Genomic DNA, 15,846 nt, shown 5'->3' with positions numbered 1-15,846 from the left:
ACCTGCAAAAGGCGAAAGGTCCAGCCACAGGGGCGGGTCGGGGCGAAAAAATCGCGGCCGCGGCCGGGGTTCCTCCGGTCAGAGGTGAGAATCGGCGATCCGCAGCTGACGGGCCCGGTTCAGGATCGCATCTTCGACGGCGGTCACCGTTTCAGGGGCGACCGAAGCGCCGTTCGACCCTTGCAGCGACAGCTTGAGCGAGCGGGCGTCCAGTGCCGGGTCCTGGATGTAGATCGTGGCGCGGTAGCTGCGCCCGCCGCCCGGAGGCGTGCCATAACCGGTCACGATAACCCCGGTGAAAGGATCGACCGACTGGATCGGCAGGAAGTTCAGCACGTCCAGCGAGGCGTTCCACAGATACTTGTTCACCTTCACGGTGACATTGGGGTTGTCGCTGCCCTTGAACAGGTCCCAGACCGTCGAGCGCTTCTTGCCATCCGCGACACGCTCGTGGTCGATCGGCGAGGCTTCGGCCGCCGTGGATTCCGCATCCGTGGCGGGCGCCCGCTGCGTGCCGGAAAAGCTGCCGCATGCCGAAAGCAAGGCGCCAAGTGCCAAGGCCGAAATTACAGCGAAATGGCGATGATGAACCATCCGAACCCCCGAGTTTGAGGACGTATCTAGCCCAGAGGCGCAGGGCTGCCAAGGGCTTTCCCCGGCATCCTGCCCCGGGGCAGCGGTTCATGGTCGTCGCGGCACGGTCTTCCTGCCACCGGCGATGGTGCTCGGGCCAGACCGCCTCGCGCGTGTAGTCCTTATGATGCCCCCGAGTGTGACGCCTGTCTGCCGCCTGCCCGAAGCGCGCGACCGCGAGGCGGGGCGGTGTCGGATCGAATCGCCTTTCGGGGTTGAAGGCGGGCAGGGTGGTGAAAACCCTGAGAATTCTTGTGGCTATTGCCTGGGCGGAGATCTTGAAATCCGCCGCGCGCTCCTTACCCGGAGGGCGTGAAGGATCCAAAGCGCGCCCGGGTGAGGCGGCCGGGTGGCGCAACTGTGGCAAAGCTGCACCAATGATCCTGCCTTTGCCCGGTGACCCAGTGCTTCGCGTTGCAATCCAAGGGCTGTCAGGCGAAACAGGGCCATACCCAGTTCGGACTCGCCTGAGTTGGGCTACCCCTGAAGACACAACGAGGGAAACCATGAAAAAGATTCTTCTTGCGACCACTCTGCTGGCAGCCACCGCTGGTGCCGCTTCCGCTGAGTACAAACTGACCGGCTACGGCCGTATCGGCGCTGTCTACTTCGACCAAGACGGTTCGAACGCCCCGAAGACCCAACTGTCCTCGCGTCTGCGGATCAACTTCGACGTTTCCGCGACCGCTGACACCGGCTTCGAAATCGGTGGCCGTGTCCGCCTGCAAGCTGACCAAGGCAACAACGACGCTTCGCCGTCGGCCGCCAGCTTCTACGTGTCGTCGGGCCCGTTCCGTCTGGACGCCGGCAACATCTCCGACGCCATCGACAACATGGCCACCATCTACAACTCGGAAGTCGGCTTCCTGGGTTCGTCGAGCGGTGACCCGGGCAACGACGAAGCTATCCCGGTCGTCGGCTTCTCGTCGCATGCCTTCTCGGCTGCTAACGAAAACCAAGTCGGCGTGCAGGCTGCTTACTCGGCAGCTGGCTTCACCGGCCGCGTGTCGTACCACAAGGCTGACCAGACCGTCAAAAACGGCGCTGATCACATCGCAGCTTCGGTCGACTACAAAACCGGCGCTCTGCAACTCGGCGCTGGCTACAGCTCCTTCTCCCCGTCGGACGCTGCTGCTGCTGCTGGCGCGGAAGACATCAACAACTACATCCTGTCGGCTGAATACGACGCTGGCTTCGCCACCGTTGGTGCCATCTACCAAGACGGCGACTCGTTCGACTCGGGCGACGCTCTGATCAGCGTCTACGCTGCCAAGTCCTTCGGCTCGCTCGAAGTTCGCGGCTACGTTGCAACCGGTGGTGCAGTTGTCGCCGGCGTCAAGCCGAACGACACCGCTGTCGGCATCGGCGCGACCCAAGACCTCGGCGGCGGCGTGAGCCTGTCGGGTTCGGTTCAGCACACCCTGTTCGGCGACAACGCTGCCGACGTCGGCGTGAAGTTCTCGTTCTGATCTTACGATCAAACGGAGGGAAGAGCGGGCATTTGCCCGCTCTTTTCATTTTCGGCCGTCTGTGGCCTTCTGCCGCCCAAAAGAGGGGCCGCCATGTCACTGATCGAGATTTCCCGCCGTATCGCTGAAGCCTGCCAACGCGCCGGGCGTGCGCCGGGTGACGTCACGCTGATTGCCGTGTCCAAGGTGCAGCCGGACGAGAGGGTGCGTCAGGTGCTGGAGCAGGGGCACCGCGTCTTCGGCGAGAATTACGTGCAGGAGGCCGCCGGCAAATGGCCGGGCTTCCGCGCCGCATTCCCCGGGGTTCAGGTCCATATGATCGGCCCCTTGCAGACCAACAAGGCCAAGCAGGCGGTCGAGCTTTTCGAGGCGATCCACACGCTGGACCGCATCTCGCTGGCCGAAAAGCTGGCCAAGCTGGCGCAGTCCCGCGGCCAATGCCCGCAGCTCTTCATCCAGGTCAACACCGGGGCCGAGCCGCAGAAGGCCGGCATCCTGCCCGCGGCGCTGGATGCTTTCGTCATCCAATGCCGTGCGCTGGATCTCGCGCCGATCGGCCTGATGTGCATCCCGCCCGAGGGCGAAGATTCCGCGCCGCATTTCAGCGCCTTGGCCGGACTGGCCGCCCGCAACGGGCTAAAGGCTCTGTCGATGGGGATGAGCGGCGATTTTGAAAGCGCCGTGGCTTTGGGAGCCACGCATGTCCGCGTCGGCTCCGCGATTTTCGGGGCACGCAGCTACGGCTAAAGCAGCCAGACCCGCGCATAGGGGGGCAGGGCGATCTCGCCGTGATGGGCGATGACCGCATGGTCGGACAGGGCGTCGTGCATCCGCGTCACCCCCTGAGCGCGGGCAAAGCTTTCGGGCAGGTTCACCCAATGCTCGGTCATGTTGAACAGGCAAAGCAGCGGCCCGGTCGGCGCCTTGCGCACAAAGGCGAAGATGCCCGCGATCCCCGGATCGACGATCTGCACCGGATAGGCGCCGTGCAGGGCCTCGGTCGCCTTGCGTCGGGCGAGGATGCGCTTGGTGCCGCGAAACACTTCGCCCGCCGGGCTGTCGTCGGAATGGCGGAAATGGGCGAGGTGCCAGTCCATCCGCGGCCGGTGCAGCCAGCGGCTGTCATGGGCATGGGCGGGGTCGTCATGATAGCTGTAGTCGTTCAGCATGGCCAGCTCATCCCCCATATAGATCAAGGGGATACCGCCGAAAGAGGCGATCAGTGCATGGCCCAGAAGGATGCGCTGCACCGCCAGCGCCGTGGCCCCCGCATCGCCCTCGGCCCGCTCCAGCCCGGCGAGCGAGGCGAAGGTGCCGGAGATCCGTTTGTCGCCCGTCTCGGGATTGGCCTGAAACAGCTCGCCCGCGGCGAAAGAGCCGGGGAAGCTGCCCTCGTAGAAATTAGACAGAAAGCTGCGATGCGCCCCGCCGGAGATTTGCAGGGCAGCGGCATCCTCGTCCGTCACCGCCCAGCCGATATCGTCATGGCAGCGGATATAAGTGGCATAGGTCGCATTGGTCAGCCGGTCGGGGAAGTGCTTGGCCAGAACCTGTCGCATCAGGCGGGCATCGCGGGTGGCCAGAGCGCCCCAGAACTGCACCATCAGGCTGTTATGATAGGCGAGATTGCCCTCGCGCCCGTCATGCCGCCCGCGCCCGAGATAGGGGAGCATCTCTTCCGGGCCGACGATCGCCTCTTCCAGATGCAGGACGGCGGGGCAGGCGATCCGGCAGCAGGCGCGGAGTGCCTGCAGCAGCATGTGGACCTCGGGTTCCGACTGGCAGCGGGTCCCGAGCCGCTTCCACATGAAGGCCACCGCATCCAGCCGCAGGACATCGACGCCCCGGTTGGCGAGATGGAGCATGATCTCGGTGATCTCAAGGAAAACCTCGGGATTGGCCCAGTTCAGATCCCATTGGTGTTCGTTGAAGGTGGTCCAGACCCATTTGCCGAAATGCGGGTATTCGGTGAAATTCCGCGGGGCATGGGTCGGAAAGACCTCGACCAGGGTCTTTTCATAGGTGCGGGGCAGGGCGGGGTCGTCGTACATCAGGTAGTAATCCTGATACTTGGCCTTACCCTTGGCGGCGGCCTGCGCCCAGGCGTGCTCCTTGGCGGTATGGTTCAGCACGAGGTCGATGCAGACCGAGATGCCACGGGCGCGCAGGGCGGCGGTGACCTCCTCGAAATCGTCCATCGAGCCGTAGTCGGGGTTGATCGCGCGGTAATCCATCACCGAATAGCCGCCGTCGCTGTCGCCGGGGCGCGGTTTCAGGCAGGGCATGAAATGGACATAGGTGATGCCAAGGTCTTGCAGATAATCGAGTTTCTTGAGGATGTCCTTCAAGGTTCCCGCAAAACGGTCGATGTAGAAAACATAGCCCGCCATGTCGGGCCGCTGGAACCAGTCAGGCTCCAGATCGCGCTGGAGGTCGAGGCGCTTGAGGTCGGCAGGCCGCTTGGTCCAGCCCTTTGTCAGCGCCCCCAGCAGGCGGTCGCGAAAGCCGTCATAGTCCGGGTGTTGGCCGTAAACCGCCTCCAGCATCGGCCAGAGGTCCGGCGCGCTGCGCGCCAGCCGCAGTGCAAAGATGTCGTCATCCGTCACGGACGCCGCTTTTGCCATGATCTGATCCTCCCTCGGATCAGGTCAGTCTAGGCCTTCCAAAGCGTTTTGAGAAGCCTGTTTGGCGGGGCTCAGGCGGGGACGATCAGGCGGCTGTCGGGGGTGATGTGGCGGGCGATCCACAGAAGATCACGGGGCGCCAGGGCCACGCAGCCCGCCGTGGGCGCGCAGGGTCTGCGCCAGCGGTGGATGAAGATGGCCGAGCCGCGACCCGGTGTGGCCTTGGGCCAGTTCCAGTCGGTGATCAGGACCAGATCATAGAGCGGATCGGCACGCCGCAACGCCTCGTGCGAGAAGGGGTGGGGGGCCTGAACCAGTTGATTATACTGCGCATCCCGGCTGTCATCCGACCACAGGTCGGTCGGGCCGATGGGCAGGGCCCAAGGGGTAGGCTGCGGCATCCGGTCGGGGCGGTAGAGCATGCCGACGATCCGGTGCGTGCCGGTGGGGGTGCCGCCGTCGCCCTCACGCTTGGCCGCCGCGGGGACGATACCGCCGCGGCCGATGGTGCAGGGGAAAAGGCGGCCTTGAAAGCGCAGGCCGGTGGGGGTGACGACAAGGTCAGCCCGGCTCACAACAGGTGCCCGGATTTGCTGGCCTTAACCGCCAGATAATCGGCGTTCTGCGGGTTTTCGCCCACATGCAGCGGCACCCTTTCGGTCACGGCCAGATCGCAACCCTGCATCATCTCGATCTTGCGGGGGTTGTTGGTCATCAGGCGGACCGAGCGGAAGCCCATCCGGCGCAGGATGTCGGCACCGATGCGGAAGTCGCGCTCGTCATCCTCAAAGCCAAGGCGGTGGTTGGCCTCCACCGTGTCAAAGCCTTGATCCTGCAGGGAATAGGCGCGCATCTTGTTGGCGAGCCCAATCCCGCGACCCTCCTGGTTGAGGTAGAGCAGCACACCCGCGCCCTCCTGCCCCATCTGGGCCAAAGCGGCGCGCAGCTGCGGGCCGCAATCGCATTTCAGGCTGCCCAGCACATCGCCGGTGAAGCAGGCCGAATGGAGCCGCGCCAGAACCGGCTGGCTGCGGTCGGGGCGGCCGATCTCGATGGCGTAATGCTCCTCGCCGCCATCCTCGGGGCGGAAGACATGAACGCGCCCGGCCTGCGAGGCGATCATCGGCACCCGGGCGGCGGAGACGGGATGAAGGGGCGAGAGACGCGCCAGTTCCGGCCCGATCTCGGCCAGGGCGAGCATCGTCAGGCCCTCCTGCAAGGCCAGGCCAAGACCATCGGCGATCCGCACCACCAGAACGGCGGGCAGCAGGCGCGCCGATTTGGCCAGAGCAATTCCGGCGCGGTGCAGGGCGGGAGAGCCCTCGCGCAGCGCCATCAGCGGGCCCTTCATCGGCACCCGCAGGTCATCGGCCGGGTCGGCAAGGCTGCGCAGCCAGTCCAGACCCACCTCGTCCGGCACGGCGATCCGGGCGAGGTCGCCATCATAGGCGCGGGCTTTCAGGGTTTCGGCGCGCCGCAGGGTCAGCGCAACCTCGGGCCGACCCAAGGCGCGGAAGTCGGCGAGGCGGCCGGCGTCCAGCTCTTCAATGGCCACCACAAGGGCCGCGCCGTCGCCCACCAGCACGACGGGCACGCCCATCCGCAGGTCGCCCCGCGCGCGGGCCAGCTTTTCTGTCAGGGTCGGGGCAAGTGTCATGGCATCTCCTGAAACACTATCTAGGGCTTCGGGCGGGAATTTGAAACATATGGCGGCAAACTGACACGTCCGCGTGAGGCGATTGTTGCAAATCTTGTCTGGGCCGTGATCCGGACGCATCTCTAGCGCAACGGGATGCCCCGCATCGCCTGATCGAAGGAGAAACCCCATGTCCACACTGCGCAAGATCCTCTTGGTTGACGATGACGACGACCTGCGCGAGGCGTTGAGTGAGCAGTTGGTGATGACCGAGGACTTCGACGTCTTCGAAGCACGCACCGGCGCCGAGGGGATGGAAAAGGCCAAGGCCGCAGCTTATGACCTGGTGATCCTCGACGTGGGTCTGCCCGACACCGATGGCCGCGAGCTGTGCAAGCGGATGCGCAAGGCCGGGGTGAAATGCCCGATCCTGATGCTGACGGGGCATGATTCGGACGCCGACACGATCCTGGGTCTTGATTCCGGCGCCAATGATTATGTGACCAAGCCCTTCAAGTTCCCGGTGCTGCTGGCCCGTATCCGCGCCCAGCTGCGCCAGCACGAACAATCCGAAGACGCGATCTTCCAGATGGGGCCCTATACCTTCAAACCGGCGCAAAAGATGCTGCTGGACCCGAAGGAAAAGAAGATCCGCCTGACCGAAAAAGAGACCAATATCCTGAAGTTCCTCTATCGGGCGCAATCAGGGGTTGTGGCGCGGGATGTGCTCCTCCACGAGGTCTGGGGCTATAACGCGGGGGTCACCACCCACACGCTGGAGACCCATATCTACCGCCTGCGCCAGAAAATCGAGGCTGACCCGGCCAATGCGCGCCTGCTGGTCACCGAGAATGGCGGCTATAAACTGGTCGCCTGACCGTGCCCAAATGTAACACCTCTGCAAAATATCCGCTTTTTTTGCAGCAAGACCTTAGTGCAGAGCCGATTTTGCACTATCTTTGAACAATGCAGCTTCGGCTGCGACAGTTCCCCTTGCCGCGTCGGGGTTATGGCGCGGCACCTCCCTGTTGGACCTGGCCGGGCTTTTTGCCCGGCCTTTTTTTGCGCGAAACCCGGTGCTGCGGGCCTCGCCGCGACGGGCACGCTCATCCCGGGATTGTATGCCGCCAAAGGCGGTCCGCGGGCGTGCCACGTCGCGCGGGATGGCGAAATGACATGCTTGTTTCTTATTGCTTAATCTTCTGGCACTAAACACAAAGGGGGCAATTCTTGGCCGGACCCATGTTGAATGTTCAGGAGATTTTGATGCGTCTTTCGATCCTCGCCGCCGTTGTTCTGGGCTTTGCCGCGCTGCCCGCGCTGGCCGAAGATCTGGAGTTTACCCTGATCAACAATTCGTCGCATGACATCACCGAGATGTACCTTTCCCCGCATGAGAAAGACACCTGGGGCGAGAATATCCTGACGGTGGATGCGGTGGCGGCGGGCGACCAGGGTTCGATCTCGATCACCGATGGCGAAGAGGTCTGCGATTACGACATGCGCTTTGTCACCGCCGATGGCGCCAGCGTCGAGGATACGCAGGACCTCTGCAAGCTGGGCTCTTTCACGCTGCATGACTGAAGCGGGTTGAGGCTTGCGACGGCAGGGCATAGTCTCTGTCGTCTGCAACCGGAGTCCGCACATGTCCTTCACCCTCGCCACCTGGAACATCAACTCTGTCCGCTTGCGCGAGGGGCTGGTGGCCAAGCTGATGGCCGACGAACAGCCCGATATCCTGTGCCTGCAGGAATGCAAAAGCCCGGTGGAGCTGATCCCGGTCGAGCAGTTCAAGGCGCTCGGCTACCGCTACATGGTGGCACGCGGGCAGAAGGGCTATAACGGCGTCGCTATCCTGTCGAAACTGCCGATCGTCGACGCGGGGGAGCGCGATTTCGCCAGCCTCGGCCATGCCCGTCATGTGGCGGCGCGGCTGGAAAACGGCGTGACGATCCACAACTGCTATGTCCCCGCCGGCGGCGACATCCCCGACCGCGAGCAGAACGAGAAATTCGGCCAGAAGCTGGATTTCCTGACCGAGATGCGCGACCATTTCCGTTGGGAAAAGCCCGACCGCGCCATTCTGGTCGGTGACCTCAACATCGCGCCGCGCCCGGATGATGTGTGGAATCACAAGGCCTTGCTGAAGATCGTCTCGCATACCCCGATCGAGGTGGAGCACCTGTCCACGGTCATGGAATCGGGCGCCTGGGTCGATGTGACCCGTCAGGACATTCCCGAGGGCAATCTTTACAGCTGGTGGTCCTACCGCTCGCCCGATTGGGATGCCGGCGACAAGGGGCGCCGGTTGGACCATATCTGGGCCACGCCCGATATCTCCAATTCCGCCCATGGCAGCCGCATCCTGCGCCCGGTCCGTGGTTGGGAAAAGGGCAGCGACCATGTGCCGGTCTTTGCGACCTTCGACCTGTAAGGATTTTTGCCCCGCCGTCGGCGGACAGCGGGGCAGGGTTGTTCAGTCGCGATAGCTCGGGTCGATCTTGTCGAGCATCGCCTTCAGATGGTCGAAGTGGGCAAAGGCCATGCCGTTATAGGCGCGCCAGCCCTCCGCCGTTTTCGCCGCGATCTCGGGCGACATGACGTTCAAGGGCTTGCCGCTGGCATAGGCCAGCATCAGGGTCTTTGCCGCGCGTTCGAAGAAGTAGAGGTTCTCAAACGCCTCGGCCACGGTTGCCGCCACGCAGGTGACGCCATGGTTGCCCATCAGCAGCGTCGCGTGGTTGCCAAAGGCCCGGGCTAGGCGCACGCCTTCCTCCGCATCATCGGCGATCCCGCCGAAGTTGAGGTCGATGCCAAGGTCGCCATAAAACCGCGCCGTGTTCTGGTCGATGGGCAGCATCGACGGGTCTTTGAGCGAGGCCAGCGCCGTCGCATAGGGCGGGTGGCAATGCAGGATCACCTTGGCCGCGGGCATCATCCGGTGCACCGTGCCATGGATCGTCCAGGCCGAGGCGTCGGGCGCGTCGGGGCCGTTCATCACCTCGGGGTCGTCGGCGTCCAGCAGTTGCAGATCGCTCGCCTTGACGGCGCCGAAGTGGCGCCAGCGCCGGTTCATCAGGAATTTCTTGCCATCAGTCGAGACGGCGGCGCTGAAATGGTTGCCGACCGATTCATGCCAGTCGAAATGGACCGCCAAGCGGAAGGCGGCGGCCAGATCCACCCGCAGCGCGGCAAGCGCTGCGGGGTCAAGCTGGCCTTGCGGAGACGAAGGCGCGTTCATTTGAAGCGGCCTTCGGAGACGATGGCGCGGTAAATGCCGCGCATCTCGCCGCGGTCGGAATAGCAGCCGCGCAGGTAACGCTCGCCGCTGGTGGCGGAATAGGCGGCGCGGCCGTGCACGATGCGGTGGTTGTCGAAGACAAAGCACTCGCCCGCGTTCATCCGGAAGCGCATCAGGTATTTGTCGCTTTGCAGCATCCGGCCAAAGCGGCAGAAGGCGGGGTAATAGCTGTCCATCAGCTCCTGCGGCAGGTCGAAGACATCGGCCATGTGCTGGCTGATGGTCAGGCCCGAAACCTCGCCATGCTGGTCGAGCTCGATCACCCGCTGGCGCGAGCGCATGTCGTAGCTGTCATGCTCGTTGTAGAAGGGGATGTCGATTTCCGACAGCAGGCGGAAGTCTTCCGGGTGTTCGGCGCGCAGGTCGTTGGCCGCGGCGACGCCGTCAAGGAACAGGTTCTGCCCACCCTCGACCGAATTGGCGCGGCAGTGCAGGAACTGGATGCCGGGGGCGAAATCCTCGGCAGGGGTGTCGGTGTGCAGCTCCAGCGCCTTGGCGGTATAGGCAAGGTTGGTCGGCTTGATATGGGTCTTCACATCGAAGAAATCGCCGAAGAAGGTCGGGCGGACCTGGCCGATCAGGTTGACCGTCTCGGTCAGACCCTCGTTCGAGTCGGGCATGTCGGTGATGATCGCGATGCCTTCGACCAGCATCGCCTCGATCCAGCGGGCGACTTCGGCACGGTCGGCCATCAGCTTCGGCTGCGAGAAGCGGGCGATCGCGGGGTAGTGGTCGGCAAACCAGGCCTTGCGCGGCAGATCAGCCGGGTCCTGGCGCGGCTTGCCGGCAGTATAAAGCGCGAGCCACTCCAGCGGATAGCGCGAGCGGTGGCCGTCGGCCTTCCAGACAATCTCCAGCCCGCCATTGGCGAGGACGGCTTCTGCCGGGACAGGGGCATCGGCCATGTGGAAAATGTCGAAGACGCGTTCGCGGGTCTGGCGGTCGAACGAGGTCGCGCAGTTGTCGCGCAGCCAGTAATAGTTGAAGTATTTCATCGTGCCATCGGGCATCGGGACTTCAAGGCCCTTGGCCATCAGGTTCACTGCCGGGATCGTGCTGCCGTCCATGTTTCGCGCTTCCTTCTTGCTGTGGCCGCTGCAGTGCAGCATGGCCTTTGAGGGGCAAACTAGGGGCTGGACAGGGCGGGGGGAAGCGCGAATGATCTTATGGAAATATAACCTAGGGCTTATACTATGAGACGTGCCATTCCGCCCCTGCGGCTGCTGACGGTGTTCGAGGCTGTGGTGCGCAACCAGACGCTTCAGGGCGCCGCGGCAGAACTGAACGTGACGCAGCCCGCGATCAGCCAGGCCCTGCGCCAGCTGGAGGATCATCTGGGCACCAGGCTCATCGACCGCAGCCGCAGGCCGGTGGTGGTGACCGAGGCCGGGCAGATCCTGCGCGCCGCCGTCACCGACGGGCTGAACCGCATTGCCGAGGCCGTCTCGCATATCCGCCTGCTGCAGGCGCCGGACGAGCGGACGATCACCGTGGCCTGTTCGGTCGGCATTGCGACCTATTGGCTGATGCCGCGGCTGGCACTGTTTCACGACTCGCATCCCGAAATCACGGTCAACGTCGCCACCACGCCGCAGGGCGCGCCGCGGCTGATGCCGGGGATCGACATCGCGATCCGTTATGGCGACGGGCGGTGGAGCGATGGCAGCGTGGTCAAGCTGTTCGAGGAGCGGGTTTTGCCGGTCTGCAGCCCGGCGCTGCTGGCGCAGGGCGGGGGGACGCTCGACCTGGCCGAGGCGCCCTTGCTGCATGTCCGGGCGGATGAGGATTCCTGGCTGACCTGGCCCGAGTATCTGCAGCGCGCGGGCCTGCCGCCCAATCGCGCCACGGGGCGCAGCTTTACCAATTATGTGCAGGCGATGCAGGCGGCCCTGGCCGGGCATGGCGTGCTTCTGGGCTGGCGGTCGATCTCGGATGGTGTGGTGGCTGAAGGGAGGCTGGTGCCGGCGGGGGCGGTGCCGGTGGTGCCGAAAGAGGCCTTCTACCTGATCTCCGCCCAGGGCGAGACGCGGGATGCGGCGCGGGTCATGCGCGACTGGCTCTGTGCGGCGGTCTGAAAGGGTGGACTTTGCACCGGTTTGCTTTCACCTTGGCCGTCAGTTCCGGGGAGTGACGTGTGGCCGACCCTCTGCGCCTTTTCGACGGCCGCTTTCTGCGCGCCACGCTGTTCGGGTCCGGTCCGGGGCTTTTCGCGACCTTTGACAATTATGTGCCCGGGAAAGCTGGCTTTGGCACCGCAAACCCGTCCAGAAAGGTGCTTGAGGCGGGCTTCAGCCACTTGGTCCTGCAGACCGCGCGCAATGACTGGTATCTGAATGCGGACCTCGGCCCCTTGCAGGCGGTTCTGCGTGATCGGTTCAAGGGCGGCGCGGCGGCCAAGGCCATGGGCTTTTCGATGGGGGCGTTCGGGGCGATCCTGCTGGCGGGCGCCTTGGGGCTCGGCGCGCCCTGGCTGATCTCGCCCCGCTTTCCGCGCCCCCTGGGCTGGCCGGGGATGGCCCGGGTCAACTGCGATCCGGCGCTGTTGCCCGCGGACTGGCAGCAACTGGTCGCGGCGGCGGTGGCGGATTTGCCGGGCGGGGTGGTGCTTTATGACGCAGCCCATGCCGATGACCGCAGCGCGTTGCGCTGGATGCAGGGGGTGAACGGGCGGATATCGGCGGCGGGCTTTGCCTTTGGCGGGCATCCCTGCACCAGCTATGTCAAGGATTCCAACCGGTTTGCGGCCTTTCAGGAGGCGTGCCTCGCGCCCGCGGCGGGCTTGGGCAATCTGATCCGGGTCAAGCGTCTGGCCCGGGCGCATTCGCCGCTTTACCGGGCCAAGCGCGACGCCTATCTCGCCGCCAGACAAGCGCGGAACGGCTGATCCCGGCGCGGAAATGCAGTTTGATGCAAGGGGGCGACGTGGTATCAAGAAAGCACCTGCGACGGAGCCCACCATGACGAGTTTGACCTGTTTCAAGTCCTACGACATCCGCGGCCGTCTTGGCCCCGAATTGAACGAAGGGGTGGCGGCGCTGATCGGGCGCGCCTTTGCGCAGGTTCTGGGCGCGCGGCGGGTGGTTCTGGGGCGCGACTGCCGGGCCTCCTCGGCGGCTTTGGCCTCGGCGGTGGCCATCGGCCTGCGCGAGGCCGGGGCCGAGGTGCTCGACCTCGGGCTCTGCGGCACCGAAGAGGTCTATTTCGCCACCGCGCATCTGGGGGCGGACGGCGGGATTGAGGTCACCGCCTCGCATAATCCGATGGATTACAACGGGATGAAGCTGGTCAAGGCCGGGTCCGCGCCTTTGGAGCCGGCGCTTCTGGCCAAGGTCAAGGCCCTGGCCGAGGCGGCGGTTTTCGCCGAGGCGCCGATGGGGCAGGTCAGCCAGGTCGACACGCGCCAGGCCTATGTCGAGCGGGTTCTGTCGCTGGTCGATGTGGGCGTGCTGCGGCCGATGACCATTCTGGTCAATGCCGGCAATGGCACCGCGGGGCCGACCTTCGATGCGATCGCGGAGGAACTGGCCCGGCGCGGCGCGCCACTGCGCTTTGTGCGGCTCCACCATGCGCCGGACGGCACCTTTCCGAACGGCATCCCGAACCCGCTTTTGCCGGAAAACCAGCCGATGACGGCCGATGCCGTCCGCGCCCATGGCGCTGATTTCGGCGTGGCCTGGGATGGCGATTTCGACCGCTGCTTCCTGTTCGACCACGAGGGCGGCTTTGTCGCCGGCGAATATGTCGTGGGTCTATTGGCCGAGGTTTTCCTTGCCAAGGACCCCGGCGCCACCATCATCCACGACCCGCGCGTGGTCTGGAACACGGTCGATGTGGTCTCCCGCGCCGGGGGAAGGGCCGAGATGGCGCCGACCGGCCATGCCTTCCTGAAAGCCAAGATGCGCGAAACAGGGGCGGTCTATGGCGGCGAGATGTCGGCCCACCATTACTTCCGCGACTTCATGGCCTGCGATTCCGGGATGATCCCCTGGCTTCTGGTGGCCGAGCTTGTCTCGCGCAAGGGCCAAAGCCTGCGCGACCTTCTGGCCGAGCGGCGGGCACGCTTCCCCTCCTCGGGCGAGGTCAACTTTCGGGTGGCGAGCGTGCCGAAGTCGGTGGCGGCGGTGGAGGCGGTCTTTGCGCCCCTTGCCGAGAAGCGTAACGACGTTGACGGCCTGTCGCTGGAGTTCGGCGACTGGCGTTTCAACCTGCGCGCGTCCAACACCGAGCCCCTACTGCGCCTGAACATTGAATCGCGCGGCAAGCCGGAACTGATCGCGGCAAAGCTGTCCGAGATTTCGGCAATTATCCAGTCGGACATCCCGTCAGGCAAGGCCTGATCAGGCGGGCATTGCCACCTTCGAGCGCACGAAAGCCTCGATCTCGGCAGCCGGGCGGGCGCCGGGCAGGCGAGCAATCTCGCGCCCCTTTTGCCAGAGGATCAGCAGGGGAATGCCGCGAATGCCCAGACGTTGCGAGACGGCGGGGTGGTCTTCGGTGTTGATCTTGGCGAAACGCACCTTGCCCGACAGCGCCTGCGCTGCCCTGGCATATTCCGGCGCCATCGCCCGGCAGGGGCCGCACCACGGCGCCCAATAGTCGATGATGGTGGGCAGGTCGTCGGACCGGGTGGCCTTGTCATGGGTGGCAAGGTCGAACTCGGCCACTTTCGGGCCCAGAAGCGCCTCACCACAGCTGCCGCATTTCGGCCCGGCGCCGAGCTTGGCCACCGGCACCCGGTTCGCCTGACCACAGGTGGCGCAGGTCAGTCTGACAGCGTCTTGCATTGCCAAAATCCCGATATATTCGCGTTGCCTTATATATGAGCCTGCGGACCTTGCGTTCAAGAGGGGCTCAGGCGCCTTGCGGTGGGCTGGGCGAGGTCCGAACCGGGGGCAAAGGGTCGATGTGCAGCTGCAGAATACAGCAGAAATTGCTCTGCACTGCAGAAACGGGAATCGAGTCCAGAGTCGGAACCTTGGGATTCGGAGGGTTTCGGGCCGGGCTCATGCTGAAATAATATATCAAAAACAGATAGATAGTTCGGAATTTTTGGTGATTTTGACAAAGCCATTGACAGCGCGGCGCGGTCTCGCCTGACTGTAAACAGCATCAGTGATAAAATATCACTTTTGCAGTTTTGCGGCGCAGGCCGCTCATGCTTTTGCTGTTCCAGGGAGGAACTCATGATCAACCGTCGCACCGCTTTGGCGGGCCTTGCTGCCGCCGCCTCGATCCTTGCGCTGTCCACGCCGGCCTTTGCCGAAGGGCTGAAGATCGGTTTCAGCCAGGTCACGCTGCAATCTCCGTTCTATGTTCAGCTGAAAGATGGCGCTGAAGCCGCAGCCAAGGCCGGCGGCGACACGCTGATCTTTCTGGACGCCAATGGCGATGTGACCAAGCAGAACAACGATATCCAGGATCTGATCACCCAGGGCGTCAACGCGATCATCATCAACCCGGTCAACCCGGATGCCGTGGTGCCCTCGCTTGAGGCGGCTGCTGCGGCTGGCATTCCGGTGCTGACGGTGGACCGCTCGGTCAATGGCGGTGGCGTGAAGGCCCATATCGGCCGTGACAACAAGGCGATGGGCAAGATGGTGGGTGAGGCAGTCGTCGCACGCCTGAAGGCCGATGGCGTGACGAATGCCAAGATCATCGAGATCCAGGGCGATGCCGGCGGCTCGGTCATGATGGACCGCCGCGACGGCTTCCATGCCGCCATCGAAGGTTCGGGCAACACGATCGTCGAAGGGCCCTATGCCGAATATATCCGCGCCAATGCGGTGACCGCGATGCAGGACCTGCTGCAGGCCAATCCGGACGTGAAAGTCGTCTATGCCCATAACGACGACATGGCACTGGGTGCTTTGCAGGTGCTGAAGGAAAGCGGCCGCACCGATGTGCTGGTCGCCGGTGTCGATGGCCTGTCCGAGGCGCTGAAGGTCATGGCGGACGGCGGCCCCTATATCGCCACCGCGCTGAACGACCCGGCCTATCTGGGCGATGTGACCATTCAGGTCGCCCGTGAAGTGGCCGCCGGCAAGCCGGTTCCGGCCTTTGTCGATGCCGGTTCCAAGGCGGTGACCAAGGACAATGTCGCGGAGTTCCCCTCGGACGCCCTGTTCGCGCAGTACCGCCCGAAGATCCTCGGCAACTGAACCCAACCGGCGGGGCCTGAAGCCC

At 64.4% G+C, this 15,846-nt stretch carries 16 protein-coding genes; 9 read left to right on the top strand and 7 right to left on the bottom strand.

Going from position 1 to position 15,846, the window contains the following annotated elements; genetic code table 11:
* Positions 1-78: 78 nt before the first annotated feature.
* On the bottom strand, positions 79-594 hold the full coding sequence (locus tag AC1DVR_RS15405) for a DUF3576 domain-containing protein (protein ID WP_478001480.1): 516 nt from the start codon (positions 592-594) through the stop codon (positions 79-81).
* A 545-nt stretch (positions 595-1,139) separates the two neighbouring features.
* Here AC1DVR_RS15405 and AC1DVR_RS15400 point away from each other — a divergent pair.
* Entirely contained in the window at positions 1,140-2,102 is a 963-nt protein-coding gene (locus AC1DVR_RS15400) for a porin (protein WP_478001479.1), read from the top strand.
* Positions 2,103-2,195: 93 nt separating this feature from the next.
* Positions 2,196-2,849 carry a YggS family pyridoxal phosphate-dependent enzyme gene (locus tag AC1DVR_RS15395; RefSeq protein ID WP_478001478.1) on the top strand — a complete coding sequence of 218 codons (654 nt, stop codon included), beginning with the start codon at positions 2,196-2,198 and terminating at the stop codon, positions 2,847-2,849.
* Here the strand turns inward: AC1DVR_RS15395 and AC1DVR_RS15390 are convergent.
* The 3 genes from AC1DVR_RS15390 to ribA all read right to left on the bottom strand — a co-directional run bounded on the left by AC1DVR_RS15390 (position 2,846) and on the right by ribA (position 6,383).
* Entirely contained in the window at positions 2,846-4,726 is a 1,881-nt protein-coding gene (locus AC1DVR_RS15390) for an alpha-amylase family protein (RefSeq protein WP_478001477.1), read from the bottom strand. The genes AC1DVR_RS15395 and AC1DVR_RS15390 overlap by 4 nt on opposite strands.
* Before the next feature lie 71 nt (positions 4,727-4,797).
* Positions 4,798-5,301 (bottom strand): L,D-transpeptidase family protein, encoded by a 504-nt coding sequence (locus AC1DVR_RS15385; RefSeq protein WP_478001476.1) that lies wholly within the window; start codon positions 5,299-5,301, stop codon positions 4,798-4,800.
* Complete coding sequence (gene ribA / locus AC1DVR_RS15380; RefSeq protein ID WP_478001475.1) at positions 5,298-6,383, bottom strand: GTP cyclohydrolase II; 1,086 nt, start codon at positions 6,381-6,383, stop codon at positions 5,298-5,300. Before ribA ends, AC1DVR_RS15385 begins: the two co-directional genes overlap by 4 nt.
* A 169-nt stretch (positions 6,384-6,552) precedes the next feature.
* On the opposite strand from ribA, the gene AC1DVR_RS15375 reads away from it, so the two are divergent.
* From AC1DVR_RS15375 to AC1DVR_RS15365, 3 genes are all read left to right on the top strand, one after another.
* Entirely contained in the window at positions 6,553-7,239 is a 687-nt protein-coding gene (locus tag AC1DVR_RS15375) for a response regulator transcription factor (RefSeq protein WP_478001474.1), read from the top strand.
* A 389-nt stretch (positions 7,240-7,628) separates the two neighbouring features.
* Positions 7,629-7,946, top strand: coding sequence for a hypothetical protein (locus tag AC1DVR_RS15370; protein ID WP_478001473.1), 318 nt, complete (start codon positions 7,629-7,631; stop codon positions 7,944-7,946).
* A 61-nt stretch (positions 7,947-8,007) separates the two neighbouring features.
* Entirely contained in the window at positions 8,008-8,796 is a 789-nt protein-coding gene (locus tag AC1DVR_RS15365; protein ID WP_478001472.1) for an exodeoxyribonuclease III, read from the top strand.
* Positions 8,797-8,838: 42 nt separating this feature from the next.
* Here AC1DVR_RS15365 and AC1DVR_RS15360 read toward each other — a convergent pair whose 3' ends face one another.
* Both AC1DVR_RS15360 and AC1DVR_RS15355 read right to left on the bottom strand, forming a co-directional pair.
* Positions 8,839-9,603, bottom strand: coding sequence for a class II aldolase/adducin family protein (locus tag AC1DVR_RS15360; protein WP_478001471.1), 765 nt, complete (start codon positions 9,601-9,603; stop codon positions 8,839-8,841).
* Positions 9,600-10,730, bottom strand: coding sequence for a TauD/TfdA family dioxygenase (locus AC1DVR_RS15355; protein WP_478001470.1), 1,131 nt, complete (start codon positions 10,728-10,730; stop codon positions 9,600-9,602). Before AC1DVR_RS15355 ends, AC1DVR_RS15360 begins: the two co-directional genes overlap by 4 nt.
* Before the next feature lie 126 nt (positions 10,731-10,856).
* Here AC1DVR_RS15355 and AC1DVR_RS15350 point away from each other — a divergent pair, with 126 nt between their 5' ends.
* The 3 genes from AC1DVR_RS15350 to AC1DVR_RS15340 all read left to right on the top strand — a co-directional run bounded on the left by AC1DVR_RS15350 (position 10,857) and on the right by AC1DVR_RS15340 (position 14,000).
* The gene (locus tag AC1DVR_RS15350) at positions 10,857-11,738 is read left to right on the top strand and encodes a LysR substrate-binding domain-containing protein (protein WP_478001469.1); all 882 of its coding nucleotides are present in this window, start codon (positions 10,857-10,859) and stop codon (positions 11,736-11,738) included.
* Between the two features lie 59 nt (positions 11,739-11,797).
* Complete coding sequence (locus tag AC1DVR_RS15345; RefSeq protein WP_478001468.1) at positions 11,798-12,547, top strand: hypothetical protein; 750 nt, start codon at positions 11,798-11,800, stop codon at positions 12,545-12,547.
* Positions 12,548-12,620: 73 nt separating this feature from the next.
* Complete coding sequence (locus tag AC1DVR_RS15340) at positions 12,621-14,000, top strand: phosphohexomutase domain-containing protein (RefSeq protein WP_478001467.1); 1,380 nt, start codon at positions 12,621-12,623, stop codon at positions 13,998-14,000.
* Here the strand turns inward: AC1DVR_RS15340 and trxC are convergent, their stop codons facing one another.
* Positions 14,001-14,447 (bottom strand): thioredoxin TrxC, encoded by a 447-nt coding sequence (trxC, locus tag AC1DVR_RS15335; protein ID WP_478001466.1) that lies wholly within the window; start codon positions 14,445-14,447, stop codon positions 14,001-14,003.
* 399 nt (positions 14,448-14,846) lie between these two features.
* Here trxC and AC1DVR_RS15330 point away from each other — a divergent pair, with 399 nt between their 5' ends.
* The gene (locus AC1DVR_RS15330; protein ID WP_478001465.1) at positions 14,847-15,821 is read left to right on the top strand and encodes a substrate-binding domain-containing protein; all 975 of its coding nucleotides are present in this window, start codon (positions 14,847-14,849) and stop codon (positions 15,819-15,821) included.
* The last annotated feature ends 25 nt before the right edge of the window (positions 15,822-15,846 follow it).

Source organism: Rhodobacter sp. P2_H5 (assembly GCF_056403335.1).
Note: the sequence above shows the minus strand (reverse complement) of the source record. Positions and strands in the feature narration are given on the sequence as shown.